The sequence below is a fragment of the Olsenella sp. An285 genome (assembly GCF_002159625.1).
GTDB classification, from domain to species: Bacteria; Actinomycetota; Coriobacteriia; order Coriobacteriales; family Atopobiaceae; genus Thermophilibacter; species Thermophilibacter avicola.
In genome coordinates, this window is the sequence record NZ_NFIZ01000007.1 from 96,834 (window position 1) to 121,930 (window position 25,097).

Genomic DNA, 25,097 nt, shown 5'->3' on the forward strand with positions numbered 1-25,097 from the left:
GGCCCGTGAGAGGCATGACGGATCTCGCCCCGAAAGGCAGCGCCTTCACCCTGACAGACTCCAACATCTGCAAGGGTATCGCCGTTCTCATGATGATGTTCCACCATCTCTTCAACGACTACGAGGAGTATGCCGGCTACGCCATCGACTACTTTCCTCTCACCGGCGACCAGGTTACGCTCATCGCCCTTCTCTGCAAGCTCTGCGTTGCGGTGTTCGTCTTCATCACCGGCTACGGGCTCGCCGCGTCCTTCGATAGGGAGTTCTCCGGCCGAGCCCCATCTCGCGGAGAGCTGGCCAGCTTCTCCCTCGTGCGCTGGTGGAAACTCTCCACCAAGTTTTGGCCCATTTACTTACTCGCATTTCTCTGTGGCCCGTTTGGGAGAAGCCCCGTCGAGGTGTACGGTCCCGGAATGCGCGCGATCACCTCAAACGCCGTCATTGACTTTCTGGGGCTCTCCAAGGCCTTTGGCACGCCCACGCTCAACCCAACGTGGTGGTATCTCTCGCTTGCGATTCTCCTCATCATCGCAACGCCCTTTGTCATGTCCGCCGTCAGAAAGTATGGATCCCTGCCCGTGCTCGTGGCGGGCATCCTTGGAATCGCACTGTTCGCAGTGGGAACGGATGCCGTCTTCATGTATGCAGCGAGCTACCTCATGGGCATCTTCTGTCATGAGAACGGGATTCTGGACAGCTGGGAGAACTGGCTCTCGGGGCGTAAGGGTGGTCGCGCTCTCAAAGCCCTCCTAAGCCTGGGACTCTTCCTCGTTCTCCTGTCGTACAGGAACAGCTTCGATCACTATGGCGTCATCGACGCTCTCCTCGCCACGCTCCTGTGCATGCTCGTCATGGCCTGCCTGCGAAGAATCCCCCTCATATCCCCCGCCTTGAGCCTTCTCGGAAGGCACTCCTCCAACATCTTCTTTACTCACACGCTGCTCTACTCGTACTACTTCCTCGGCTTCTACTACTCGCTGCGCTTCCCCTTTGCGGTGCTTGCCGCTCTCACCATAACCACGCTGGCGCTCTCCATCGTGATTGAATGGGCAAAGCGGACCAGCGGCTACAACACGATGATGAGCAAGGTCGGCAAGCGCCTGGTTGGGCGCGTCGGCAACTAGAAGCGTTCATACTCGGGCAAGTCCGTCAGCAGGCTTCGCCCGGCGTCTCATGTGCCGCACCAACGCCCGTGGCTTTGGACGCCCCCAATTATCCGACAAGGTCGTCCGTGGTCTCCCTCACGATGAACTGCGGCGTCCCGTTGGCCGGGAGCACAAGGTTGCCCACGTACTCGCCGATGATGCCGAGCGTAAGCAGGATGAGTCCAAAGAAGAAGAGCAGGATGCAGATAATCGAGGACCAGCCCGCCTGCATGTCTGGCACCACTATCCTGCGCACAAGCACGAAGATGGCGTAAAGGAAGCCCGCCGCAGCAGAAACCGCGCCCACGCACGAGATCATGCGCAGCGGGAGCACCGTGTAGTTGAAATACGAGAGCCACAGTCTCACAAGCTTGCCGAGGGTGTAGTTTGAGCTCCCCTGCTCCCGTGCATGATGCTCAATCTGGACGTTGCCGATGCGGTTGGTCATGCGTCCAAAGAGCGCCTCCACGTAGGGGTTGTAGTTGCGGTAGCGTATGACCTGATCGCGCACGGCACGGGTTATGAGCCAGAAGTTGCTCGTCTCGATGTCCTTAGGACGGTCGAGGAGCTTCTGCGCGGTCACGCGGTTGAGCCAGCTCGTAAAGTTCTTGATCGCTCCGTTCGCGGACTCTCGATAGACGCCATAGACAACGTCGAAGCCCTCCTCCATCTTGTGGATGAGGGCGGGAATCTGAGAGGGGTGGGTCTGAAGGTCGTCGTCCATGCCCATGACGAGGTCGCCAGAGGCATGGTTGAGACCGCACATGATGCCGTTGTGCTGGCCAAAGTTGCGCATGAGCGTGATTCCGTGGACGCAGGGGTGCTCGTCTGCGAGGCGGCGAATCTCCGCATAGGTGCCGTCGGGCGAGCAGTCGTCGACGAGCACGAACTCGCAGTCGTAGCCGTCAAGCCGAGAGAACTCTGCAAGCGTGAGGTCGACCACCTGACGAATCGAGTGCTCGGAGTTATAGCAAGGGATGACAATGGAGACGAGCATGGTCGGACGACCTTTCGAGGATAATCTGGGGTCACGCCCCCAAAGCATACACGACGATGCCGAGGATGATCAGGGCAAGGGCGACGAGCCTTTTGCCGTTCATTCGCTCGTGAAAGACGGTAACGCCAAACAGGGTAACCCAGAGGTACCCCGTTGCGTCCAGGATGGGCCCCATGGAGAGGGGTATGCCACGATACGAGAGCACGGAGAGCAGCGTAGCCCCCACAAAGAGGATGTAGGCAAAGATGACGAGGGGGTTGAGATACTCCCTCGCCACCGATTCGTGCTCCCGCGAGGCGCTCTTCTTGAGCATGACCTGGGAGACGGCGCTGATGAAGACGCCGAGGAGGTTGAGCGCTGCAAAGGTCAGGACGGTGCTACTCATCGGCGTCCCTCCCTATGGTCGCATCCTCCCCCTCGTCCTTTTCGGCAAGCGAGAAGAGCACGACGCCGGCGAGCACGATCAGTGCCCCGAGCAGCTTGAGAGGAGAGACCCGCTCGTTAAAGAGCAGCATCCCCCACACGATGCCCCAGGCGACGGTCACCGCCTTGTTGGCGTAGGCAAAGGTGAGCGGCAGGCGCTTGATGACCTGCTGCCAGCCAATGGCATAGATACCGAGAAGCGCGATCATGCCTGCGTAGCAGCCCACGAACCCAACGCTCATAAAGTCAAACCCCGCGGCGAGCTTGGCGCAGACGCTCGAGAGCGAGTAGAGCGCGAGCATGGCGTGAAGAGCGAGAAGGGCTCGGGCACGAGAGCCCCTCCCGCTGGAACTCTTCCCCATCACGCGCGGAGCTCGACCCTCAGGCTCTCCAGGTACTCCGCGAGCTCGTCCTCCCAGTCGCGCGGCGAGAAGCCAGTCGCCTCGAGCTTGGAGAGGTCCAGGGCGGAGTGCTCCGGACGCGGCGCGACCGGGCCCTTGGCGCTGGCGTAGTACTGCGCCGTGGTCACGGGCACGACCTTGTCGCCGTTGCCGTTCGCCGCCTCGAATGTGGCGCGGGCGATGTCCGCCCAGCTGCGCACGGCGCCGGAGCCCGTCATGTCGTAGAGCCCAAAGGGGGCGCCGCAGTCCAGGAGGTGGAAGATCGCGGCCGCCATCTGGTCCGTGAAGGTGAGGCGGCCCTCCTGGTCGTCCACCACCGTCACCTGCGAGAGCTCGCCGGAGGCGACGCGGTCCGAGAGGCTCCACATCGTCTTGACGAAGTTCTTGCCGTCGCCGATGACCCAGCTCGAGCGCAGGATGTAGTGGGCGGGGCACCCCATGACGGCAAGGTCGCCCGCCGCCTTGGACTGCCCGTAGACGCCCAGCGGCGAGAGAGGCTCGTCCTCCGTGTGCAGCTCGCGCGTGCCGTCGAAGACGTAGTCCGAGGAGATGTGCACGAGCGTGGCGCCGTGCGCCGCGCAGGTGCGGGCGAGAAGAGACGGTCCCGTTGCGTTGGCGCGCCAGCAGGCGACGCGGCCCTCGGGGGTCTCCGCGGCGTCGACGGCGGTGTAGGCGCCGCAGTTGATGACGGTGCCGTAGGCATCCCAGTCGAGCTGGCCATATGCGTCCGGATCACCCATGTCAAAGGTGTCGATGTCGCAGAAGTCGAAGCTCTCCGCCTCGCCGCGCGTCTCCACAAGCGCACGGACCGCACGGCCGAGCTGGCCGTAGCAGCCGGTGACGAGCGTCCTCTTGGAGCCCATGTTCGCCCGCCTTCCTACTGGCCCTGCTTGGCGTACTTGGCCTCGGTCGCCGCCTTGGCGGGGCGCCACCAGTCCTCGTGCTCGCGGTACCAGGCGATCGTGGCCTCAAGGCCGCTCTCGAAGTCGGTGTGCTGGGGCTGCCAGCCAAGCTCGGTCCTCAGCTTGGTGGAGTCGATCGCATAGCGGCGGTCATGGCCGGGGCGGTCGCGCACCCAGTCGAAGTCGTCCTCCGGCTTGCCCATGGCCTTGAGGATGGCGCGGAGCACGGTGATGTTGTCCTTCTCGCCGTCGGCACCTATGAGGTAGGTCTCGCCGATGCGGCCCTTGGTGAGGATGGTCCAGACCGCGCTGGAGTGGTCCTCGGTGTGGATCCAGTCGCGGACGTTCTTGCCGTCGCCGTAGAGCTTGGGGCGGATGCCGTCGATGATGTTGGTGATCTGGCGCGGGATGAACTTCTCCACGTGCTGGTAGGGTCCGTAGTTGTTGGAGCAGTTGGAGATCGTGGAGCGGATGCCGTAAGTGCGCGTCCAGGCACGGACGAGCATGTCCGAGCTCGCCTTGGAGGAGGAGTACGGCGAGCTGGGCTTGTACGGGGTCTCCTCCGTGAAGCGCGCCGGGTCGTCAATGGCGAGATCGCCGTAGACCTCGTCCGTGGAGACGTGGTGGTAGCGCACGTCGTACTTGCGGCAGGCCTCGAGCAGGCGGAAGGTGCCCACCACGTTGGTCTGGACGAAGGGCTCGGGGTCGGCGATGGAGTTGTCGTTGTGCGACTCCGCCGCGTAGTGGACGATGGCGTCGTGGCCGGGCACGATGCGGTCGAGCAGCTCGGCGTCGCAGATGTCCCCCACCACGAGTTCCACGCGGTCTACGGGGAGGCCGGCGATGTTCTCGGGGTTGCCGGCGTAGGTGAGCTTGTCGAGGACGGTCACGTGGACCTCGGGGTGCTCGCGCACGACGTGGTGCACGAAGTTGCTGCCGATGAAGCCGCAGCCGCCGGTGACGATGATGTTCTTGGGCTCGAAGGTCTCGGCCATGTGGACCTCCCCTTTCGAAGGAGTCGATATGTCTCTCAGACACTACGATTCTATCCTACGCGCTTGCCTCACACGAGACCGTCATGGGGCGGCGCTTCAAAAGCGAGCCAATCGACCAAGCAGTCCGCCGAGTCGCTCCCCTGCTCTCAGGCAGCTCGATTCAATATCGACGCGGTGTGCCCCTATCCAAGCGAACAGGGGCCTCTCGAGGAGCGTCAGTCGAACATAGTCAATCAATGAGCAAACCGCAAAGACCCCCACAACAGAACAGAGCGCATGCAGCACAAGCGCGGGTAGGGGAAGCGAGAACGCTCCCGTAACGTCAAGCAGGTCACCCCAGAGAAACTGTCGCATGGCGCTCGAAGAGGCATGGATGAGTAGAACGCCATAGGTCGTCGAAGCGACTGAGTTGACGAAGGCATTGCGAGGCATCGAGAGGTTTTTGAAGAACAGAAAACACGACAGACCAGAAAGAAAGGCCATGAGCTTGCTCGAATCGATTATGAAGTAGTAGGCGAGCACTGGATCGGCGCGGTCCAGCCCCTCCAGCCCCAAAAAGATGACGCTCAACACGCTCAGGGCAACAGATGCCCAAAAGAATACTTTCGTGGCAAAACGACTCTCGGTTAGGCGGCTGGGATACAGGCGGATCCGAGCGGCAAGCAGATAGAGAACAACATACCAGCAGACCTCATTGAACGCACGGCTCTCGAACAGGGTGACCGTTCCAACGAACACCGCCAGAAGGAGTGCGAGCAGTCTGTCGAGCTCCAGTCTATCCAATGCAGAAATGAGTTTATTTAAAAATGGTATGAATAGGTAGAAGACGAAGAACGATGAGGTGAATCCGTTACCTACGTTTTCCGCAAGGTTAAAGAGTACGTGCAACAGTCCGCTTATGGACAGAATCTCATATCCAACAGCGGCGAATATCAAAAAGATAGTCAGGCGATAGAACTTTGTCTGAAGCCACAACCTGAGAACCTTGACCCATGTCAGCCGAGAGGTGCACATGAAGTAGCCGGTAACAAGAACAAACGCGTTGATGGCGGCCTTGCCCCACATCCCAAACACCAGCAAGAAGAGAGCATTGGACCTAGCTCCTTCGGGAAGGAGGGCCAATGCCCCTGAATTGACAACATAATGATGCGCGATGATGAGCAGCATAAGCACGATTCTCATGAGCTCTAGATTGCTCTGTCGCTCTGCGCGAACCACCATGGACTGCCTCATCAACTCAATCTATTGCGACCATACGCTTGCCATGCACCTCATCAAGTCGTGCGACCGCAAAACCGAAATCCAATTCAAGCTTCCCCACCGGGACGAAGATGGCTCGAGTCTTGCGGTCGCGCAGATGAGAGCAGGAAGAAGTGGAATGATGCGACTTTCCGCACCTAGTCCTTGTACGGGCGATCCGGCGCGATCTTGCCCTCGGCGACGGTGCGCAGGTGGGCACCGTAGTTGCTCTTCCCGTAGCGCTCCGCGCACTCGAGCAGGCGCTCGCGGGAGACCCAGCCGTTCTCGTAGGCGATCTCCTCGGGCACGGACACGGGCAGGTCCTGGGCGGTCTCCACCGTGCGGACGAACTGCGAGGCCTCGAAGAGGCTCTCCATGGTGCCGGTGTCCAGCCACGCGTAGCCGCGGCCGAGCGTCACCACGTCGAGCGAGCCGTCCTCAAGGTACATGCGGTTGAGGTCGGTGATCTCGTACTCGCCGCGAGCCGAGGGCTCGACGCGGGCGGCGTACTCCGTCACGCGGGAGTCGTAGAAGTAGAGGCCCGTCACGGCGTAGTTGCTCTTGGGGTTGGCCGGCTTCTCCTCGATGGAGACGGCGTTGTAGTTCTCGTCGAACTCCACCACGCCGAAGCGCTCCGGGTCGTCAACGCGGTAGCCAAAGACGGTGGCGCGGCCGGCCCCGGCGTTGGCGGCGGCGCGGCGCAGGTGGCGGGAGAGCCCGTTGCCGTAGAAGATGTTGTCCCCCAGGACGAGCGCGCAGGCGTCTCCGCCCACGAACTCGCGCCCGATGACGAAGGCCTGCGCCAGGCCGTTGGGCACGGGCTGCTCGGCGTAGGAGAGCGAGACGCCGAAGTCCGACCCGTCACCGAGGAGCCTCTCGAAGTTGGGCAGGTCCGCCGGGGTGGAGATGATCAGGATGTCCCGGATGCCCGCGAGCATGAGGGTGGAGAGCGGGTAGTAGACCATGGGCTTGTCGTAGACGGGCAGGAGCTGCTTGCTCGTGACCGTGGTCAGCGGGTAGAGACGGGTGCCGGACCCGCCGGCGAGGATGATGCCCTTCATGGGTTGCCTCCCAGGATGTGCTGCGTGCGTGCCGAGAAGAACGTCGAGGCGTGCCTCCGAACCATCATACGATAAAGCTGGAGCTCAAGGGACGAGCGAAGACGGATGGCACTCGTTACGGCTATGCCTCGAGCCAGCGCTTGCGGCTGACGAAGTTCCAGATCGCCACGACCGCGGTCGCGGCCACCTTGGTCACCGTGACCGAGAGGGCGCCGTCGCCGAACGCGGCCGTGCCCGCCCACATGCAGGCGGAGTTGATGAGAAGGCCGATGACGGAGAGCACAACGAAGATGGTGAACTCCCTGCGGCGGGAGAGGTCCTCCCTGCGCTCGAACACGAAGCGCATGGACGCCACGTAGTTGAACACGAGCGAGATGACGAACGAGAAGACCGACGAGATCACCGGATCCCAGCCCACCACCTGCGAGAGCAGCATGAGCACGCCATAGTCGATGACGAAGGCGAGCGCCCCCACCATTCCGAACTTGAGGAACTGCCCCACCAGAGCCCTGAGGTTCATCTTGTCTCCCTGTCAGACAGCAAGGAGGGGCTCGCCGAGACGAGCCCCTCCCAAGTCGCTCTAACTATGCGGACTAGAGCTTGCGAACGTTGGAAGCCTGGAGCTTGCCGTTCTGGCCGGTCGTGATGTCGAACTCGACGGCCTGGCCCTCGTCCAGCGTCTTGAAGCCGTCCATCTGGATCTCGGAGTAGTGAACGAACAGGTCGTCCCCATCCTCACGAGAGATGAAGCCGTAGCCCTTGTCCGGGTTGAACCACTTGACAGTACCCTGTGCCATGTCGTGCCTTTCTTTCTCTGCCCCGCGGGGCAAAAGCTGCGCTCGCGCGCGATACCCGTGGCCGTAGCCACGAGGAACATCTTACCCCGAATCCCCACCGGATTACTCGACAATCCGCTGGGGGTCAAATAGGAACCGGCCGCCCGGTCCCCAAAGGAGGAGCGGCCGCTCAGGCGCGGGAGCGCTCCTCGGGGATGAGCGCGCGCTTCACCTTGTGGACAAGGGCGACGGGCCCCTCGCGCCTCACGGTGCCGCCCACCTGCTCGAGGAGGTGCCGGCGCCACGGGGCGCGGGAGAACTTGGGCACGGGGAGCCCCATGACGTCATAGAAGAACTTCTTGCGGTGGGGCGCCAGGTTGTCGATCTGCGCCACGAGCTCGGGCCGCATCATGGAGAAGACCCTGTACGCCCCCTCCTTGACGAGGGGGTTGTCCCAGCCGTCGTCGTTGATGGCCCCGAAGGTGTAGTTGAAGCCGCGCAGGTAATGAGCCTTGAGGATGCGCTCGTCGGTGATGCCCAGGCGCGCGATGACGCCCATCATGTCGATCCAGCGGTCGAACGGGCGGGTGACGGCGTCATCGGTCTTGTGGTTCTTCGTGGAGCCCGGCAGGTCGCAGCGGTAGTTGTAGTACGGCTTGTCCAGGTACACGATGGCGCTCGCCTGGCACATGGTCTCAATGAGGAAGGGGTTGTCCGCCCAGCCCGCGCCCGGGAAGGGGATGAAGCGGACGTTCTTCTCGTTGAGGAAGTCACGCCGGTAGATGGCGGACCAGATGGAGGGGTGCATCTCGATGAGCGCCGTCTCCTCGGCAATGGTGAAGGGGCGCTCCGAGGTCTTGACGTGTCCCGTCATGGTGCTGGCGCGGGGGCGCTGCTTCTTGGGGTCGTTCCAGTCGCAGATGTCCGTCCAGGGAGTCTTGACGATATCGATGACCTCGTCAAAGGAGGCGGCGAAGGAGAGCATGTCCTCGTACATGCCGGGCTCGATCCAGTCGTCCGGCTCGATGACGGAGACCCACTCGCCCTTGGCGAGGTCGAGGCCCATGTTGCATCCCTCTCCGTAGCCGCCGTTCTTCTTGTCCACCAAGCGAACGCGGGGGTCCTTCTTTGCGTGGGCGCAGATGATGTCGCGCGAGCCGTCCGTGCTGCCATCGTTGATGCAGAGGACCTCGATGTTCCTGTGCGTCTGCGCCTCGATGCTGTCGAGGCACTGGTCGAGGTACTTCTCCACGTTGTATATGGGCACAATGACCGAGACGAGCGCCTTTGTGTCGTCGCGCATGCGATGCTCCTCCATGGGGGTTGCCGATCTTGCTACCCCATAATAGCCGTTATCCTGCCTGCGGCGGATAACCTGCAGGATGCCTCCACGGGTCGTGGACCGCGCCGGGCCGCGGCGCGCGGGTCAGCCCAGGCGCGAGAGGACCAGGCGGTACCCGCCGGCAGGGCCGTTGAGGCACTTGGAGACGCGGGACACCGTGGTGGACGAGGCGCCCGTGGCGCGGGAGACGTCGACGTAGGAGTGCCCGTCCGCGAGCATACGCGCCACCGCCAGGCGCTGCGAGAGGTCCTCGAGCTCGCGCGGGGTGCAGAGGTCCGTCAGGAGGGCGCGGGCTTCCTCGGGGGTGCCGAGCGAGCAGAACGCCCTCAGCAGGGGCTCAAGCTCGTCTTCCCTCTTGACTTCTCGTTCCATGGCACCTCCTCGCGTGCGTCCGGACATACTTTAGCCGATTAAAGTGCCCGGCGCCAGACTCGACGGCCGCACCATGGGGTACGCTACCCTCAGGCTATCAAGGAGGTCACATGAGCTTCATCGCCCGCTGGGTCGTCACCACCATCGCCTGCACCGTCGCCATCTGGCTCGTTCCGGGCATCGTGCCCATAGGGGGAACGTGGGTGGGCGCCGTGTTCTGCGCCCTTGTGCTCGCGCTGCTCAACGTGACGGTGAAGCCCGTGCTCCAGGCGCTCGCCATACCGGTCACCATAGCCACGCTGGGCATCTTCTACGTGGTGGTGAACGCCTTCGTGCTCGAGCTCGCGAGCTGGCTCTCGCGCAACATCTTCCATGCGGGGATAGCCATCGACTCGCTCTTCTCGGCCATCCTGGGCGCCGTCGTGATCTCGATCGTGAGCGCGCTCGTGAGCGGAGTCGTGGGCGTAGAGGATTAGGGGGCGTCCGGGCCGGGGGCGCCGAACCTCTCCGTCACGCGCCGGGCGACGTCCGCCGCCGCGGCGCTCGCTCCCCTGACCACCGCCTCGCGCGTTGCGGCGGCCCCCGCCCCGAGCAGCTCGCCCACGAGGCCCCACATCATGTCGTACGTGCGGGAGTCCACGTCGCGCAGCGCGGCGAGCACCTTCTGCGCGGCAGACGCGCTGGAGAAGAGGTCCTCGAAGGTCTCCGCGCCGCCCGCGGCGAGCGCGTCGAAGAGCTCCTCCGTGAGCTTGCGGCGGTCATCCGGCGCGAGCCGGCCGAGCCATGCCGCGAAGGCCCGGTCCACGACCAGGCACTCGGGGTCGGGCCCTTCCGCCTCCAGGAACCCCGCGGGACCCACCTGCCAGGTGAGCGGGTCGTGCTGGAGGGAGCGGGCGGCAGAGCTCCGCACGACCTGGCACGGGGCGTCGTCCGAGAAGAGCCTCCCCACCACGCTGTATGCGGGAACGATGCGCACGTAGCGCTCCCCCATCACGTCGTGGCAGCTCACCGGCAGGACGGTGCGGTCCATGCCCGGACCGTCGTTGCTGTAGACCCGCTCGACCGCGGCCGACAGCGCCACCGGGCAGCACGCGGCGGCGTACGCGGCGAGGTTGCCTCCCTTGGAGTGACCGCCCACGCGGACGCGGCGGCCCTCGGCGACCGCGAGCTCGAGCTCGCGCGCAAGGTACTCCGCAGACGCGCGCTGCGCCTGCGTGACCGCGAAGCTGAGGATGAAGTTCTCGCGCCACCCCACGAGGGTGGTGTCGGTCCCGCGAAACGCGACGTACGACTCCCCGTTCGTAAGGTCAACGGTCACGGTGGAGAACTGCATGACGCGCTCGTCGTCGCGCACGTCGACGTAGCTCCTCAGGACGGCGTCGCCCAGGCGAGCCGAGCCCCCGAGCGCCACCACGAAGCGCTCGTCGATCGTGGCGAGCGAGCGCACGCGGGAGGCGAGGTCCCCGCCGGCGCGGGCGAGGAGCTCGCCGCACGCGTCCGTGACGCGAACGCCCGGCTCCCCCGGCCCGCCCGCGATGCCCGTGAGGTCAAGGTAGGAAAGCGTCGCGAGGACGAGGTTGTCAACGTCGTTGAACGGACGCTCGTCGAGCGTGATGTCCCCGCGCAGCTCCAGGTAGTCCCTGATGTCAGCCATACCTCACCGCCCTTCTCGCCCTCCCGGCCCTTATCCCGGTCAAGGAGCCCCGATATGACGGCGCCCCGTCGGAGAGGACGCTACGCCATCACCTTGCGGAACAGCTCCACGACGGCGGCATGGTCCGCCTCGCGCGGGTTGCCCGGGAAGCAGGCGTCCGCGATGGCGTCGTCAGCCAGCTGGTCGAGGTCTGCCTCAACGAGGCCGTCGCAGGTGGGCTTGATGTTGACGTCGGCGGAGAGCTGGCGCACGGCGGCGATCGCGGCGTCGGCGGCCTCGTCGTCGCTCATGCCGGTGGTGTCCACGCCCATGGCCACGGCCACCTCGGCGAGGCGCTTGGTCACGACGGGCTTGTTGTACTCCATGGCAACCGGCAGCAGCATGGCGCAGGCGACGCCGTGCGGAGTGTCGTAGTGCGCGGAGAGCGTGTGCGCCATGGCGTGGTCGATGCCCAGGCCCACGTTGGAGAAGCCCATGCCGGCGATGTACTGGGCGAGCGCCATGCCCTCGCGACCGGAGCCGGGGACGCCGCTCTTGGCCTCGGCCACGGCGTCGCGCAGGTGCTGGGAGATGAGCTGGATGGCCTTGTAGTGGAACATGTCGGATAGCTCCCAGGCACCCTGGGTGGTGTACCCCTCGATGGCGTGGGTGAGCGCGTCCATGCCGGTGGCGGCGGTGAGGCCTGCGGGCATGGAGGCCATCATGTCGGGGTCGACCACGGCGACGTCAGGGATGTCGTTGACGTCGACGCAGACGAACTTGCGGACCTTCTCGGGGTCGGTGATCACGTAGTTAATCGTGACCTCGGCAGCGGTGCCGGCGGTGGTGGGCACGGCGATGGTGAAGACGGCGTGCTTCTTGGTGGGGGCCACGCCCTCGAGGGACACAACGTCGGCGAACTCGGGGTTGGCGACGATGATGCCGATGCCCTTGGCGGTGTCCATGGAGGAGCCGCCGCCGATGGTGACGATGCAGTCTGCCCCGGAGGCCTTGTACGCCTCGACGCCGTCCTGGACGTTCTTGATCGTGGGGTTGGGCTTGATCTCGGAATAGAGCTCCCAGGCGATGCCCGCCTCGTCGAGCAGGTCGGTCACCTTGGACACGACGCCGAACTTCACGAGGTCGGGGTCGGAGCAGACGAAGGCCTTCTTGTAGCCGCGGCGCTCGAGCTCGCCGGGGATCTCCTTGATGGCACCGGAGCCGTGGTAGGAGATGTTGTTGAGGACGAAGCGATTGACAGCCATGCTATTCCCCCTTGGGTCGTTGCGTGCCGACATACCGGCGTTCCGCCCGGTAGTATGCACCCTTTGACCGTTCTCCGAGCATCCCGCTCCGCGGACGGCGCGTACTTCTCGGCGAGCACGGGCGGCACGAGCGGGAGCGCGCCAGGCGTCAGGCGCCGACCCCTCAGGCCATCAGAAATCGCCTTCGGGTCAGTAGCTTGCCGCCCTCGATGCAAAACGTGCCTTCGGGTCAGTGGTTTTCTCCTCAAATACTCGCCTTGGAGCGTATTTAATTGAGTTCATGATGTCGTCAACTGGGCATTCGCAATTGAGGGGCCTCTTCCGCACCGCAATTCCACTGACCCGAAGGGAAGTTTTGCATCCAGAGGGTGGATGTGCCGGCCCGAGTCCGTTATGTGCAGAAGACGAAACCCGTCACCGATACATTTGAACCAGGGCGCGTCATCATGCCGCGGCTCAGCGGAAGCCGCGCGGCGCCTCTTTGTCACCGCGCCCCGGAAACCGCGCCTTAGTCACGCAGTCTATGGGGTAAGCTCGTCACGTCACCCGACCGTGCCCCTTGGAGAAGTCCGTGAACCAGAAAACCAGAGCACTTGTCAGCGCCTACGCCGAAGAGTGCTACGAGGAGGAGCTCGAGCTCCTGCGCACGCTCGCACGAATCCCCGCGCCGTCCGGACACGAGGAGCGGCGCGCCGAGTTCATCCGCGACTGGTGGCTCACGCAGGGGGCGCCCGTCGGCGCCGTGCGCGTGGACGACGCCAAGAACGTCATCCTCTCGCTCCCCGCGGGGCCGCACGCCGAGTCTGACGACGGCATCGTCGTCTTTGCCGCCCACACGGACGTGGTCTTCCCCGACACCGAGCCGCTGCCGCTCGCAGAGAGCGAGACGCGCCTCCTGGCACCGGGCGTGGGAGACGACACCGCCAACCTCGTGGGCGTCATGCTCGCCGGCCGCTACCTGCTGCGGCACCACGTGCCCCTCGACCGTCCCATGCTCGTGGTCGCCAACTCGTGCGAGGAGGGCCTCGGCAACCTCGCCGGAACGCGGGAGCTCTTCTCCCACTATGCCGGCCGCGTGAAGGAGTTCACCTCGTTCGACCTCTACCTCGGCATGCACGTGGTCTCTGCCGTGGGCTCGCACCGCTGGAAGGTCACCTGTCACACCCAGGGAGGCCACTCCTGGGAGGACTTCGGTCGGGACAACGCCATCGAGGCGCTCTGCTCCTTCATCGAGGACCTCTATGCGCTCGACCTGCCCAAAGAGGCAAAGACCACCATCAACGTGGGACGCTTCGTGGGAGGAACCACGGTGAACTCCATCGCCGAGGAGGCGAGCGTCCTCGTGGAGTACCGATCCGCCTCGGAGGAGTGCCTCGAGCAGATGTACGGGAAGTTCGTCGTGCTCGTTGAGGAGCACCTCAAGGAGAAGACGCGCATCGACGTGCGGCTCATCGGGCGGCGCCCCGCCTCGGGTGAGCGCGTTCCGGAGGGCCAGGCCGGCCTCATCGCCCGCACGGACGAGATCCTGCGCGAGCTCGGCGGGGTTGACAGGATCATACACCAGGAGTCCTCGACCGACGCCAACATCCCCTTCTCGCTGGGGATCCCGGCCCACACCGTGGGAGCCGTGGAGGGGGACCTCCTCCACACGCGCGAGGAGTGGATCGAGAAGGAGAGCCTTCGCCGCGGACTCGCCGTCATCCTCGCCCTTATGCTGGAGCACGCGCGCCCGTAGCCCAGCTTGACAGATTGCTCAGGTCCAGCTGTCAAGTACGCGTAGCGCTTGACAGCTGGACCTGAGCAATCTGTCAAGGCAATAAAAAAGGAGCCCGTAGGCTCCTCCCCCGTGTGGGGTGTCGCGCATTGTTACGCCGCGCACACGCACTTGACGAGCAGGTGCGAGTCCGCGTGGTTCTGCTCGTGGGAGGAGAACCACTCGTCAACGTCCCTGAACAGAATGCCCTTGCTGTCTGCCCAGAAGTGACGCTCGTGACCGTCCACGAGTGCGCGGTACTCGCCGCTCATGAACCAGCCGTTGTGACAGGCGTCGAGAACCTTGCGCTCTCGCTTGCTCATCTCCTTGATCTTGGTCATGCCTTCCCTCCTTTCACCTGTTTATCTGACCTCCGCTTTTATACCCAATCCAACCTTTTGCCGAAAGTACCTTGACAAAACCGTTACAAGTCCTACACACACCGTTAAGAAAACGTTAGTCCCCAGTTCAGGACGTGTTATGGAGGACAGGAGGAACCTTTAGGGCGTCACGTTTCCGACACCTTGGAGGTTCCCATGAGCCGTTTGGCACCAGCGCGCTACAGCCGCCGCAGAAGAGCGAGAAGGACGTCCGCCCGCGCGGTCCTTCTCGTCACCACGCTCGCGATCATGGGCGCGCTCGCATTGGTGCTGCACGCGGCGGGCGCGACGTCCGCCCCCGCCCGGCCCGCCGCCTCCACGCCCCGCTCCGAGTGGCGCCTCGGCGAGGTGCCGTGCCTCTACCAGACCGATCCGGCATGGTCGCAGGAGCCATATGCCGGCGGATCCATAGAGAAGAACGGGTGCGGCCCCACGTGCCTCGCCATGGTCTACGTGGCGCTCACCGGATCCACGGACATGGGGCCCGTTGAGATGGCCGCCTTCTCCGAGCGCGGGGGCTACGTGAGCGACGGCATGACCGCATGGGCGCTCATGAGCGAGGGCGCCTCCCAGCTGGGGCTCTCCTCCCGGGAGCTCGCGGCGAACGAGGCGTCCGTGCGCGCCGAGCTCGAGGCCGGCCGCCCCGTGATCTGCAGCGTGCGACCGGGAGACTTCACCACCACCGGTCACTTCATCGTGCTTGCCGGCGTCGCCGAGGACGGGAGCGTTATCGTGCGCGACCCCAACAGCGCAGAGCGCTCGGCGCACACGTGGGAGCTGGGGCGGGTGCTCGGGCAGTGCGCCAACCTATGGTCCTTCTCGGTCTGACGCGGCGGGGCTTCAGAGCTGGCATCGGGTCTTGGGCGCAATCGGACGATTCGAACAAGAAGAACGTCCGCCCGGACCCAAGGAAGCGTGCCGAGAAGAACGACGGGCCTCACTCCCCTGCGACGACGGGCAGCTCAACCGTGAACGTGGTGAGACCGCCCTCGCTCGAGGCCGAGATGCTGCCGCCGTGCAGCTCCACGATCTCGCGAGCGATGGCAAGGCCGAGGCCCGCCCCGCCCGTGGCGGAGGCGCGCGACTCGTCCAGGCGGAAGAACTTGTCGAAGATCGAGCGCAGCTTGTGGCTGGGAATGGTGACGCCCGTGTCCGACACCTCAACTACCGCGCGGCCGTCCCGGACGTCCGCGCGCACCTCGATGGGCGTCCCCTCGTCGCTGTACGCGATGGCGTTCCGGACGAGGTTCCCAAAGACGCGGGCGAGCCGAGCGGCGTCGGCCGTGACCATGAGGGGCTCGCCGGGGTCCTCCGCCGTGCGCTCGACGCCCGCCACCGTCACGCGCGCGACGTTGCCGTGCGCGGAGAGCGCGGGGTAGAACTCGTCCGCCACCTGCACGAGCAGGAAGGCCAGGTCAACGGGCGCGAGCTCGAGCTCGATGTTCGTGAGGCTGTAGCGCGTGATGTCAAAGAACTCGTTCACCAGCCGCTCGAGGCGCAGCGCCTTGTCCAGCGCCACGCCCGTGTAGCGCGCCCGCTGCTCGGGGGGCATGTCGGACACCTCGTCCAGGAGAGAGAGGTAGCCGATCACCGAGGTGAGCGGCGTCTTGAGGTCGTGCGCGAGGTACGTCACGAGGTCGCTCCTGCGCGCGGCCTCGTCCTCGAGCCTGCGCGCCTGGTCCTCCCCTGCCCGTCTGACGTCGGACGCAACCAGCGCGAGGTCCTCCCAGCCCTCGGGGAAGACCTCGCTCGCCGGGACGTCGTGCGCCATGTAGCGGCGCAGCAGCTCCGCCGCTCGGGCGCGTTCCTCGCGCGCGGCTCGCCTGCCCGCGATCACCGCGGCGCCGGAGCAGGCGAGCACCACCGCCACGATGACGCAGACACCCAGCTGGAAGAAGAAGAACTTGACGCCCGTGACATCCAGGACGAGCTCCGGCCAGACCCCCAGCTCGTTCAGGTTGCCCAGGTCCAGGAGCTGCGTGCTCACCCAGTCCATGAACGAGCCGTTCCACGCCTTGTCCACGAAGCCGAACACGGTGTAGAAGGCACCCGCGCCCACCAGGATCGCCGCTGCCGCCACGACCACCACGAGGGCCGCGCGAAGCCCGTTCTTCTCGCTAGCGCTCAATCTTGTAGCCACACCCCCACACGGTCCGGATGTACTTGGGGTCCTCGAAGGAGTCCCCCATCTTCTCTCGCAGGTGGCGCACGTGCACGGTGATGGAGCCCGAGCCCCTCTCGTAGTAGGCGTCACCAAAGATCTCCTGGTAGAGCTCGCGCGCGGAGACGACGGCGCCCTCGGCCTCCAGCAGGATCTGCAGGAGGGAGAACTCCGTGGGCGTGAGCGCGAGCGGACGCTCGTTGAGCGTGGCCGCATGACGGGCCACGTCCAGCACGAGGCCGCGGCACGTGATGACGTCTTTGGAGGCCTCGCGCGCCTCGGTCGGGGCGTTGTAGGTCTTGTAGCGCCTGAGCTGGGCCTTCACGCGCGCCACGAGCTCGAGCGGCAGGAAGGGCTTGGTCACGTAGTCGTCCGCGCCAAGGGAGAGCCCGGCTATCTTGTCCGCCTGCTCGCCGCGGGCCGTGAGCATGATGACGGGGTAGGCGTGGCGCTCGCGGATCGCGCGGCAGACCTCGAGGCCGCTCGCGCCGGGGAGCATGACGTCGAGAACGGCGAGGTCGATGGCAGGGACGCCGTCGTCCCGCACCCGCGCGAGCGCCGCGGCGCCGTCGCCCAGGCACTCCACGACGAAGCCCTCCGCCTCGAGGTAGACGGCAACGAGCTCACAAATCTCCCGCTCGTCGTCCACGACCAAAATGCGCTCCCGCATGCGCCGCCCCTCCCCGCCAAGCCCGTCACGTTGCCATGTCAAAGGATACCCGCGCGAACGCGCCAGAGATTAAGATTTCCTTTAGAAGAGCGGTCGGACGGGGGGGCGGCGAGAAGGGCGCGTGCGAAAGCCGAGAAGGGCGCGAGCCCGTCATCCCGCTCCCGCCGTGACCCGGTTTTGTGAAGCGTCCGACGAGGCCCGCCGCACGACGGCGATTCGCTACCATTGACACGAGGGGAATCGATTCCACACCACCGGGCGGCATGACCGCACCAGAGAGGGGTTGCCCCATGCTCGAGGACTACGCCAAGGCCCGCAAGCTCGGCCTCAAGCAGGTCGACCACGACGTCTCGCACGGCCTCTACCCCTACCCGCCCGCGCTGGACGACATCCTCAAGAACCAGGGCTACCAGGGCGAGGTCCCCATAGGCCTCGCGGAGATCGACCTCTCGCTCATAGCCGGCACCAAGACGCGCGGCCGCCAGAACATGTTCTCGAGCGGCTTCATGCCCATAGCGGAGGCCGGCTCCGAGTTCGCGATGAAGTGGAGCGACCTCATAGACTCCCAGCGCGCCGAGGGCCTGCGCGACCCCATCGTGGTCTACGAGTACCTCCAGCGCTTCTACGTGCAGGAGGGCAACAAGCGCGTCTCGGTCTCGCGCTACCTGGGCATGCCCACCATCCTCGCCAGCATCACGCGCGTGACGCCCATGCCCTCGGACGAGAAGGGCCTGCGCGTCTACCACGAGTTCACGCGCTTCTATCGCGTGTGCCCCATCTACGGCATCACCTCCGCGGAGGAGGGGTTCTACGCCCGCCTGGCGGCGCTGCTCGGCCAGGACCTCGACAGCCCCTGGCCGGACGTCGTGGTCCGCGACCTGCGCGCGCTCTTCGACAGCTTCTCCGCCTCCTTCCGAGCCCACGGGGGCGACGGCCTGGACCTCCAGGTGGGCGACGCCCTGCTCTACTACGTCTCGATCTTCGGGTTCGAGCACCTGCGCGGGCTCTCGCCCAAGGAGGTAGACGCCCAGGTGGAGAAGATCTGGGGCGAGTTCGTGGTCACGCAGGGCACCGGCGCCCGCGCCTACCTCGAGGACCCGAGCCTCGAGGGGACGAGGCCCCTCCCCAAGCTCAGGAACCTCGCCAAGAAGACCGTCCTCGCGAAGCCCTTCCGCGTGGCCTTCGTCTATGACCGGAACCCCCTCTCCTCGGGCTGGATCTCGCTGCACGAGCGCGGCCGCCAGAAGCTCGAGGAGCGCCTGGCGGGCACCGTGGAGACGCGCGCCTTCACGGACAGGAGCTCGGACGCTGCCTTCGACCAGGCCGTGGACGAGGCCGTCGAGCACGGGGCGGACCTCGTGATCACCTGCGCGCCCACCCAGATGCGCCAGGCCCTGCGCGCCGCGGCGGAGCATCCCGGGCCCGCCTACCTCAACTGCTCCGTGAGCCTCTCGCACAGCGCCGTGCGCGGCTTCTACGGCCGCATGTACGAGGCCAAGTTCCTGCTCGGCGCCCTCGCGGCGAGCCTCGCCGGGCACCACAGGGTGGGCTACGTGGCGGAGTCCCCCGTCTTCTCGACGGTGGCTGAGATCAACGCCTTTGCCATTGGCGCCGCCATGGTGGACCCGTACGTGACGGTCTCGCTCAAGTGGTTCTCCGCCAAGGGCTACGACTGGCGCCGCGAGTTTCGCGAGGAGGGCGTGCACATCATCTCCGGCCGCGACTACGCCAACCCGCTCGCGCCCAAGGAGTCCTGGGGCCTCTACCGCGTGGAGGAGAGCGGCGCGGAGACCCACCTCGCCGAGCCCGTGTGGAAGTGGGGCCGCTACTACGAGATGCTCGTCCGGTCCATCCGCAACGACACCTGGAAGCGAGAGGGCGAGAAGATCCAGGGGCAGTCGCTCAACTACTGGTGGGGCATGTCCGCAGGCGTCCTCGACGTGCGGCTCTCCGAGGACCTCCCGCGCGGCCAGCGCATGCTCGTGGACGTGCTGCGCCAGTCCGTGCTCTCCGGGCGCGTGCACCCCTTCACCGGCGAGCTCGTGGCGCAGGGCGGCGACGTCGTACAGGGCCCCGAGGCGGGGCGCCTCACGAGCGAGCAGATCGTGCGCATGCGCTGGCTCAACGAGAACGTGATCGGGCGCCTGCCCGAGCAGCGCGAGCTCGACCGCGACGGCCTCGTCGAGGTCGAGGTGGCGGGCGTCATCCCGGTGGACCCCTCGACCGTGCTCCTCAAGGACACGGCGCGGTAGGGGGCGGGGCATGAGGATTCTCGCCATCGCCGACGTGGAGGAGGGCTGGCTCTACGACCGCTGGGACCCCGAGCGCATCTCCGGGGTCGACCTCATCATCTCCTGCGGGGACCTACCGGCGGTCTATCTGGAGCACATCGTGACCCTTGCCAACGTGCCGCTCCTCTACGTCCAGGGCAACCACGACACCGCATACGACCGCCACGCCCCCGAGGGGTGCGTCTCCATAGACGGCAACATACGCGACTTCCGCGGCCTGAGGATCATGGGGCTTGGCGGCTCCATCCGCTACAACCCCGAGGTCCATGGGTTCACCGAGGCGGAGATGGGCAGGCGCGCGGCGCGCATGGCCCTTCTCGCCAGCGCCACGGGCGGCGTGGACCTGGTGGTGACGCACGCCCCGGCGCGCGGCTACGGAGACCTCGACGACCTCCCCCACCGCGGGTTCGAGGCCATAGGCACGCTCCTCGACCGCACGACCCCGCGCTACCTTCTGCACGGCCACGTCCACCTGCAGTACGGGCGCATCGAGCGCGTGCGCGAGCACCCCAGCGGCGCCACGATCATCAATGCGTGCGGATCCTACGTGCTGGACATCCCCGAGGAGACCATCCCCGAGCACCGCGGCTTCTTCGGCGTCGAGAGCGTGGCATGACAAAGGGGACAGGGCATTCTGTCAGAAAGCTCGGCGGCGCGCCCCCAGGGGAACGCGCCGCCAAACTTGACAGTTTGACCTGAGCAATCTGTCAACCTAGCCGAGGCAGGTGGCCCCGGTCTGACGGATGTTGGTGAGGTAGACGTTCTCGCGGCCGAAGTAGCCGGAGATGTAGTCCACGTAGCCCGCGGTCTCGGCCTTGGGGACCACGCACATGATGACGCCCGCGAAGCCGCCGCCATGCAGACGACACACGCCACAGCCAATGCGACGCAGGTAGAGCTGGGTGAGAGCGAGCGCCATGGGAATGGGCTGCTCCTCGGGCATGCCGGGCACCACGGCGTTCTGCAGCCACTCCCAGGAGGAGCGACCCGAGGCGGTGATGATGTCGAGCACACGGTCCTTCTCGCCGGCGTTGATGGCGGCCTCGGCGGCCTCCACGCGAGCGCACTCCTCGAAGTAGTGGAGGGCGCGCAGGACGGCGCGGTCCCCGCACTTCTCGCGCAGCTCGGCCACGTGCGCGAGCACGGCGTCCTCGGTGGTCTCGCAGAGGTTCTTGACCCCGAGCTCGGCCGCCACGGCGTGCATCTCGTTGGGTACGGAGGAGTACTCCTCGGAGAGGTCGGCGTGGCCCTTGCCCGTGTTCACGATCACGAGGTCATGGCCCAGCTCGTCAAACCCAAAGTCGACCTTCTCGAACTTCACGCCGTCGGAGAAGTCCAGGAGGATGGTGCCGCCGGCGGCGCAGGCCATCTGGTCCATGAGGCCCGAGGCCTTGTCCCACCAGACGTTCTCCGCGTACTGGCCGATGCGCGCGTAGTCGGCGACCTCGATGGCGTCGTCGTTGTAGAGGTGGTTCACGATCTCGCAGACGAGCATCTCGAAGGAGGCGGAGGAGCTCACGCCGGCGGACGGAATGACCTCGGAGGAGGCCACGGCGTTGAAGCCGCCGATCCTGTATCCGCGCTTGGCGGCAGCCTCGAGCATGCCCGCCACGAGCGTGGTGGAACCGCCGCCGTGCGGGACCGCATCGATGGCGTTGGTGTCAACGACGATGGCCTCGGGGTAGCCCTCGCTCCAGATGGTTACGATGCCGTCGTCCGTGCGCGCCGCCGCGCCCACGCTGTCCATCGTGATGCTCGCGGCCAGGATCTTGCCGCCGTTGTGGTCCGTGTGGTTGCCGATGATCTCCGTGCGCCCGGGGGCCGAGAAGAACTCCGGGTCGCCCGCGCCAAAGCGCTCCTCGTAGCGGGTCGCGAGCTCCCTCAGGCGCTCGCCGGCGCGCCCGGCGTCCTCACCGTAGACGCGCTCGAGCGTCTCTGTGCTGGGAAATCCCATCTCACCTGCTCCTTTCTAGCAGACGGCCGCGACGAAGCGCGCGAAGGCCGCCCTGCCCTGATCGTTGTCCGCGAAGACCGCGCAGTGCTCGAGCACCTGTGCGAACACCTGGCCGATCTCCTCCTCTATGACGGCGTCGAGCTTCGTGGCGTCCGCGGACGCCACGTTCTCGGGCGCGAACTCCGGGTGGCGCGCGACGACCTCGGCCGCCCACGGCGCGTGGGCCGCCACCTCGGGAACCTGCGCCGGGTCATCGCCGGCAAGGATGACCTGCTTCAGGCGGTCCATCTCGCCGAGCAGGCGCGCCGGGAGCACCGCGAGGCCCATGACCTCGATGAGGCCGATGTTCTCCTTCTTGACGTGGTGGAGCTCCTGGTGCGGGTGGAAGATCCCGAGCGGGTACTCCTCGGTCGTGCGGTTGTTGCGCAGCACGAGGTCGAGCTCGTAGCCCTCCCCGCGGCGACGCGCGATGGGGGTGATGGTGTTGTGAGGGGTGCCCTCGGTCTCCGCGAGCACGCCCACCGTCTCGTCGGAGTAGCCGCGCCACGCCGCGAGGATCTTGTCAGCGAGCTCCACGAGGCGCGCCGGGTCGTCCCCGTCCAGGCGGATGACGGACATCGGCCAGTCGACCACGCCCGCGCGCACGTCCTCGAAGCCCGGGAACGAGACCTCCTCGCGAAGCCCCGCGCGCGCCATGGCAAACTCGTAGCGACCGCCCTGGTAGTGCTCGTGCGTGAGGATGGAGCCTCCCACGATGGGCAGGTCGGCGTTGGAGCCCACCGTGTAGTGCGGGAACATCGTCACGAACTCGAGGAGTCGCTGGAAGGTCACGCGGTCGATCCTCATGGGCACGTGCTTCTCGGAGAGGACGATGCAGTGCTCGTTGTAGTACACGTACGGGCTGTACTGGAGGTACCACTGCTCCCCAGCGAGGGTGAGCGGGATGATGCGGATGGTCTCGCGCGCGGGGTGGTCCAGGCGGCCGGCGTAGCCCGTGTTCTCGGGGCAGAGCTGGCAGCGCGGGTAGGGCTCGGCGCCGCCCGCCTTCTGCTTCTCCAAGGCGGCCGCTATCGCCTTGGGGTCCTTCTCGGGCTTGGAGAGATTGATCGTGATGTCAAGGTCACCGTAGCGGGTGGACGTGACCCACTTGCGGTCGCGCGCGATGCGATAGGTGCGGATGTAGTCCGAGTCGAGTGCGAGCTGGTAGAACCAGTCCGTCGCCGCCTCGGGGGAATGCTCGTAGCGGTCCCAGAACGCGCGCGTGACGTCGCTCGGGCGAGGGGTCACGCATCCCATGAGGCGCGTGTCCAAGAGGTCGCGGCTCGCGACGCCCGGATCGCAGACCCCGCGTGCGACGGCGTCGTCCAGAAGGCCGGCCAGAATCTCCTCGAGGGCGGGCCTGGGGTCGGCCGCCTGGGCAGCGGCGACAGCCTCGCGTGGCACGAAGGCGCCCGTGGGCTCGTAGCCCAGCGCGTCGAGCATGAGGTTGGCGGAATAGGTGACGTCATCCGCACCAATGAGACCGCGGTCGAGGGCGTAGGCCACGAGGTCCGCGACGCCCCTCTCCACGGCACCGGACTGGTACTCGTCCATAAGCTGGTCTCCCTTCCCCGGGTGTCCCCGGATGCGACTGGAGGACTCTGCAAACCCATACAACTATAGAGCACCATGCGGGCGAAATCGTTCTCACACTGGCGAGTGGCCCCGTGTGCCCCACGGGCGGGGCGTGTCTGCCGTACGAGCGAAAGAGTTGCGGCACCGACGGCCTCCGCCCCCGCCGACGCGCACCGCCCCGGAAGACGCGCACCAACACCGACGACGCGCACCACCACCGACGACGCGCACCGCCCCGGACGACGCGTCGCCGCTTTTGGAGCCAGGGCACGCATGGCGAGAAGAACGTTGCGATTATCCGAGCCATGTCACGGCGTCCGCCGGCGCCGGCCTCGGAGAGCGGCTTCGGAACCGCCCAGCGCGTGCCGCGGCTAAGAATATCGCAACGCAGCGGAGCTCCAGAGGCCCCTCCACGCCGGCGGACACGGAAGGGACGTGCCCCGCCTACAAATAATGCAGCGCCCCCTCTCGCCTTCCGTGCCCCACCCGAGGAATCCGCAACGCTCGGCGACCTCTCGACGACCTCTCGGCGGCCCTCACGGATGGCAAGGCGTTCCGAGCGCGCCACAACGACATGCGCATGGCGGCAAACGGTGTCAATTGGCCGGCGAGCGGCAATAACACGTTCTTCTCGCCCAAGCGTCCTGTCTGCGGTATAGTCACACCAAGCCATTTGGAAACGTTTCCAATCCGTTCAAGTTCCTTCGCCCCCTTTCCTGCTAGAATGGGTTGGAAACGTTTCCAAGAGGCACCGACCAGGAGCGGGCCAGAAAAGAGGTGCGCACATGGACATCAGGGACATCGCAACGTACTCCGGCTACGGCGTGGGGACGGTCTCCCGCGTTATCAACGGACAGCCCAACGTGAGCGAGCGCGCCCGCAAGCGCATCCTCGAGGTCATGGCCGAGCACGGCTACGAGCCCAACAGCAACGCCCGCTACCTCAAGATGCGCTCGCAGACTCCCGTCGCCGTCTTTGTCACGGGCGTGGGTAACCGCCTCTTCGACGACGTCATCGGCCCCCTCCAGGCAGAGCTCGCCCGCGAGGACGAGGAGATCGTGGTCACCTACCTCGAGGACGGCAGCAACGTCGTCAGGGCCGCGGCCGAGTACCAGCACGCACGCCACCCCAAGGGGATGGTCTTCCTTGGCGGCGAGCTGGGCTGCTTCCGCGAGTCCTTCCAGGAGATCGAGGTGCCCGCCGTCCTCGTGACGAGCTCCGCCGAGGAGCTCGCCCTCCCCAACCTCTCGAGCGTCACCATCGACAACGAGTCCGCCGCCCGCGACGCGGTGGCACACCTCTGCGAGATGGGGCACCGCCGCATTGGCATCGTGGGAGGCGCCCTCGACGGCGGGCAGATCAGCTGCCTTCGCCTGCGCGGCGCCGAGGACGCGCTGCGCGCCCACGGCATCGAGCTCGACTACCGGCGCGACTTCGAGCCCTGCGACTTCCTCGAGTCCGGCGGCTTCGAGGCGGCGGGGCGCCTCCTCGACCGCACGCCGGACCTCACCGCGATCTTTGCCCTCGGCGACGTCGTTGCCTTCGGCGCGCTGCGGGCCATCTGCGACCGGGGCCTCTCCGTTCCCGGGGACGTCTCGCTCGTGGGCTTCGACGACACGGCGTTCTCCCAGTACTCCGTCCCCAGGATCACCACCATCCGCCAGAACGCCGAGCTCCTGGGGCGGCGCGCGGCGCGCGTCATCCTGGGCGGCATGCGGGGGGG

General features: G+C 66.0%; 25 protein-coding genes. 7 read left to right on the top strand and 18 right to left on the bottom strand.

Annotation, left to right across the window (positions count from 1 at the left end):
• Window positions 1–14 precede the first annotated feature (14 nt).
• Complete coding sequence (locus B5F79_RS06335; RefSeq protein WP_087218992.1) at window positions 15–1,124, top strand: acyltransferase family protein; 1,110 nt, start codon at window positions 15–17, stop codon at window positions 1,122–1,124.
• Between the two features lie 88 nt (window positions 1,125–1,212).
• Here the strand turns inward: B5F79_RS06335 and B5F79_RS06340 are convergent, their stop codons facing one another.
• From B5F79_RS06340 to B5F79_RS06390, 11 genes are all read right to left on the bottom strand, one after another.
• The gene (locus tag B5F79_RS06340) at window positions 1,213–2,142 is read right to left on the bottom strand and encodes a glycosyltransferase family 2 protein (protein WP_087218995.1); all 930 of its coding nucleotides are present in this window, start codon (window positions 2,140–2,142) and stop codon (window positions 1,213–1,215) included.
• A gap of 31 nt (window positions 2,143–2,173) precedes the next feature.
• Entirely contained in the window at window positions 2,174–2,527 is a 354-nt protein-coding gene (locus tag B5F79_RS06345) for a multidrug ABC transporter (RefSeq protein WP_164484274.1), read from the bottom strand.
• Complete coding sequence (locus B5F79_RS06350; RefSeq protein WP_087218998.1) at window positions 2,520–2,927, bottom strand: transporter; 408 nt, start codon at window positions 2,925–2,927, stop codon at window positions 2,520–2,522. The genes B5F79_RS06345 and B5F79_RS06350 overlap by 8 nt, the downstream gene beginning before the upstream one ends.
• A complete protein-coding gene (locus B5F79_RS06355) occupies window positions 2,927–3,829 on the bottom strand; it encodes an SDR family oxidoreductase (protein ID WP_087219001.1) in 903 nt (300 codons plus the stop codon). The genes B5F79_RS06350 and B5F79_RS06355 overlap by 1 nt, the downstream gene beginning before the upstream one ends.
• Before the next feature lie 14 nt (window positions 3,830–3,843).
• Complete coding sequence (gene rfbB / locus B5F79_RS06360) at window positions 3,844–4,863, bottom strand: dTDP-glucose 4,6-dehydratase (protein WP_087219004.1); 1,020 nt, start codon at window positions 4,861–4,863, stop codon at window positions 3,844–3,846.
• Between the two features lie 96 nt (window positions 4,864–4,959).
• Window positions 4,960–6,096: an acyltransferase family protein gene (locus B5F79_RS06365; RefSeq protein ID WP_342632979.1), complete on the bottom strand. Its 1,137-nt coding sequence runs from the start codon at window positions 6,094–6,096 to the stop codon at window positions 4,960–4,962.
• A gap of 164 nt (window positions 6,097–6,260) precedes the next feature.
• Window positions 6,261–7,163 carry a glucose-1-phosphate thymidylyltransferase RfbA gene (rfbA, locus tag B5F79_RS06370; protein ID WP_087219011.1) on the bottom strand — a complete coding sequence of 301 codons (903 nt, stop codon included), beginning with the start codon at window positions 7,161–7,163 and terminating at the stop codon, window positions 6,261–6,263.
• Window positions 7,164–7,284: 121 nt separating this feature from the next.
• Complete coding sequence (locus B5F79_RS06375; protein WP_087219014.1) at window positions 7,285–7,683, bottom strand: GtrA family protein; 399 nt, start codon at window positions 7,681–7,683, stop codon at window positions 7,285–7,287.
• A 73-nt stretch (window positions 7,684–7,756) separates the two neighbouring features.
• Entirely contained in the window at window positions 7,757–7,960 is a 204-nt protein-coding gene (locus tag B5F79_RS06380; RefSeq protein WP_072371401.1) for a cold-shock protein, read from the bottom strand.
• A gap of 169 nt (window positions 7,961–8,129) precedes the next feature.
• Window positions 8,130–9,242, bottom strand: a complete 1,113-nt coding sequence (locus B5F79_RS06385) for a glycosyltransferase (RefSeq protein WP_158094858.1) — start codon at window positions 9,240–9,242, stop codon at window positions 8,130–8,132.
• A 123-nt stretch (window positions 9,243–9,365) separates the two neighbouring features.
• Window positions 9,366–9,653: a YerC/YecD family TrpR-related protein gene (locus B5F79_RS06390; protein ID WP_087219021.1), complete on the bottom strand. Its 288-nt coding sequence runs from the start codon at window positions 9,651–9,653 to the stop codon at window positions 9,366–9,368.
• Between the two features lie 110 nt (window positions 9,654–9,763).
• Here B5F79_RS06390 and B5F79_RS06395 point away from each other — a divergent pair, with 110 nt between their 5' ends.
• A complete protein-coding gene (locus B5F79_RS06395; RefSeq protein WP_087219024.1) occupies window positions 9,764–10,129 on the top strand; it encodes a phage holin family protein in 366 nt (121 codons plus the stop codon).
• Here the strand turns inward: B5F79_RS06395 and B5F79_RS06400 are convergent.
• Both B5F79_RS06400 and fucO read right to left on the bottom strand, forming a co-directional pair.
• Window positions 10,126–11,307 carry an Mbeg1-like protein gene (locus B5F79_RS06400; RefSeq protein WP_087219028.1) on the bottom strand — a complete coding sequence of 394 codons (1,182 nt, stop codon included), beginning with the start codon at window positions 11,305–11,307 and terminating at the stop codon, window positions 10,126–10,128. The genes B5F79_RS06395 and B5F79_RS06400 overlap by 4 nt on opposite strands.
• Window positions 11,308–11,387: 80 nt before the next feature.
• Window positions 11,388–12,551: a lactaldehyde reductase gene (gene fucO / locus B5F79_RS06405; protein ID WP_087219033.1), complete on the bottom strand. Its 1,164-nt coding sequence runs from the start codon at window positions 12,549–12,551 to the stop codon at window positions 11,388–11,390.
• A gap of 571 nt (window positions 12,552–13,122) precedes the next feature.
• Here fucO and B5F79_RS06410 point away from each other — a divergent pair.
• Window positions 13,123–14,286 (top strand): M20/M25/M40 family metallo-hydrolase, encoded by a 1,164-nt coding sequence (locus B5F79_RS06410; protein ID WP_087219037.1) that lies wholly within the window; start codon window positions 13,123–13,125, stop codon window positions 14,284–14,286.
• 131 nt (window positions 14,287–14,417) lie between these two features.
• Here the strand turns inward: B5F79_RS06410 and B5F79_RS06415 are convergent, their stop codons facing one another.
• Window positions 14,418–14,645 carry a hypothetical protein gene (locus B5F79_RS06415; RefSeq protein ID WP_087219039.1) on the bottom strand — a complete coding sequence of 76 codons (228 nt, stop codon included), beginning with the start codon at window positions 14,643–14,645 and terminating at the stop codon, window positions 14,418–14,420.
• 195 nt (window positions 14,646–14,840) lie between these two features.
• Between B5F79_RS06415 and B5F79_RS06420 the strand changes: the two genes are divergently transcribed.
• Complete coding sequence (locus B5F79_RS06420; RefSeq protein ID WP_241147265.1) at window positions 14,841–15,512, top strand: C39 family peptidase; 672 nt, start codon at window positions 14,841–14,843, stop codon at window positions 15,510–15,512.
• Between the two features lie 109 nt (window positions 15,513–15,621).
• Here the strand turns inward: B5F79_RS06420 and B5F79_RS06425 are convergent, their stop codons facing one another.
• A complete protein-coding gene (locus B5F79_RS06425; RefSeq protein ID WP_206391058.1) occupies window positions 15,622–16,812 on the bottom strand; it encodes a sensor histidine kinase in 1,191 nt (396 codons plus the stop codon).
• Entirely contained in the window at window positions 16,802–17,515 is a 714-nt protein-coding gene (locus B5F79_RS06430) for a response regulator transcription factor (protein WP_087219042.1), read from the bottom strand. The genes B5F79_RS06425 and B5F79_RS06430 overlap by 11 nt, the downstream gene beginning before the upstream one ends.
• A gap of 290 nt (window positions 17,516–17,805) precedes the next feature.
• Between B5F79_RS06430 and B5F79_RS06435 the strand changes: the two genes are divergently transcribed.
• Together B5F79_RS06435 and B5F79_RS06440 are read left to right on the top strand one after the other, a co-directional pair.
• Window positions 17,806–19,767, top strand: a complete 1,962-nt coding sequence (locus B5F79_RS06435) for a BMP family ABC transporter substrate-binding protein (RefSeq protein WP_087219046.1) — start codon at window positions 17,806–17,808, stop codon at window positions 19,765–19,767.
• Window positions 19,768–19,777: 10 nt separating this feature from the next.
• Window positions 19,778–20,422, top strand: coding sequence for a metallophosphoesterase family protein (locus B5F79_RS06440; RefSeq protein ID WP_087219049.1), 645 nt, complete (start codon window positions 19,778–19,780; stop codon window positions 20,420–20,422).
• Window positions 20,423–20,518: 96 nt separating this feature from the next.
• Here the strand turns inward: B5F79_RS06440 and B5F79_RS06445 are convergent, their stop codons facing one another.
• A complete protein-coding gene (locus B5F79_RS06445) occupies window positions 20,519–21,760 on the bottom strand; it encodes a galactokinase (protein ID WP_087219051.1) in 1,242 nt (413 codons plus the stop codon).
• A gap of 15 nt (window positions 21,761–21,775) precedes the next feature.
• Complete coding sequence (locus B5F79_RS06450; protein WP_087219056.1) at window positions 21,776–23,353, bottom strand: UDP-glucose--hexose-1-phosphate uridylyltransferase; 1,578 nt, start codon at window positions 23,351–23,353, stop codon at window positions 21,776–21,778.
• Window positions 23,354–24,159: 806 nt separating this feature from the next.
• On the opposite strand from B5F79_RS06450, the gene B5F79_RS06455 reads away from it, so the two are divergent.
• The coding region (locus B5F79_RS06455) for a LacI family DNA-binding transcriptional regulator (RefSeq protein WP_087219059.1) at window positions 24,160–25,097 on the top strand (938 nt) is incomplete at its 3' end.